This window comes from Parendozoicomonas callyspongiae (genome assembly GCF_023502345.1).
Classification (GTDB): Bacteria; Pseudomonadota; Gammaproteobacteria; order Pseudomonadales; family Endozoicomonadaceae; genus Sansalvadorimonas; species Sansalvadorimonas callyspongiae.
The window spans coordinates 1-1102 of sequence record NZ_JAMFLX010000087.1; the positions used below are offsets into that span (position 1 = coordinate 1).

Sequence of the window (1102 nt, forward strand, 5' to 3'; positions counted from 1 at the left end):
GCTAACGCCTAAATCAGGTGCGCCGTAGGCGTCACCTGGATTTACTTGTTATGACAATCTTGTGAGGTGCTAGCTATCTGTAACATGACTGCTCTGTATTCTATTCAGAATAGAGTCAAGAACATCATTGCTTATTGAAGGAACCCCGATTTTGTCATTTATAATATTCTGAAGGTATCGTCTTTTCTTTTCGTCTGGTAATGAATAAATTTTCTGGCAGAACTTTTTTTCTTTAGTCATATTGCTTATTGAGTCATAAGCATATTGCTCTAAGTCAATATTATTAACTATGTATTCATCGACTGCTTGTACGAACTTATGGGTAGCGCTGATTAGTGAGGCAGCCTCTTTAAATGTGAAATCAATGTGTTTCTTCCACTTTTCTCCAAGAAGAACAGAATCTAGCCCACAATATTCATTTTTGATTCTATCTCTTTCTGATCTAAGAATACCTGAGCTTTGATCTCTTATTTCATTGTCAATATCATAATGAAATGAGTAATTTCTCCACGTGATCAGTACTTCCATGAGTGAAATTAACACCGGATCAATCTGTAACTCATCTCCAATCAATGTTATTTTTTTATAAATAGACTGGTTTGCTTGAGAAAATAGAGTTGTAAATCGTTCAGACTTTAGCTCTTTGGGTTTTCTATTAAGCTCTGTCATGTACATTTCTAAAGACTCTACAGCAGAACCTAGAAACGACTGGAGAATAAATATCCTACTTCTATTTATTGAATTTTTGGTATTTTTTGGATTCCAAGAAGTGCTGAAAATATCCGGAACATTTTTGATGCCTGATTTTTCCAGTGCATCAAGACCTATTAAAGAAGTAATTAATAAATGGTTTGCATTACCAAACCTCTTCTTGAATAGTTTACGTGCTTTAGTGGCTATCATACTTTTGGTCGCCTGGCGGGAATTGAACCCACTCTCTTCCTTTTAGGACTCTAAGTTTAGAGTTTTGAAGGGAAGCGCTCCTCCACGAACCTCAGGCGTCATATAGGTGTGCAGTAAGGGACTGAACTCTACTAAATAACCAATATTTTTTCAATAGAGATGAGGTGCTCTGGATGTTGATGTGATTGTCATAACGCCT

1 protein-coding gene and 1 tRNA gene are annotated in these 1102 nt (G+C 36.2%); both read right to left on the reverse strand.

Going from position 1 to position 1102, the window contains the following annotated elements; all coding sequences use genetic code 11:
• Nucleotides 1–69: 69 nt before the first annotated feature.
• Nucleotides 70–903, reverse strand: a complete 834-nt coding sequence (locus tag M3P05_RS20370; protein ID WP_249701968.1) for a hypothetical protein — start codon at nucleotides 901–903, stop codon at nucleotides 70–72.
• 5 nt (nucleotides 904–908) lie between these two features.
• A tRNA-OTHER gene (locus M3P05_RS20375) sits at nucleotides 909–1001 on the reverse strand.
• Nucleotides 1002–1102: the final 101 nt, after the last annotated feature.

Excerpts from the sequence above, each read along its gene's own strand:
- M3P05_RS20370 (WP_249701968.1), bottom strand. The coding sequence starts at position 903 with ATGATAGCCACTAAAGCACGTAAACTATTCAAGAAGAGGTTTGGTAAT.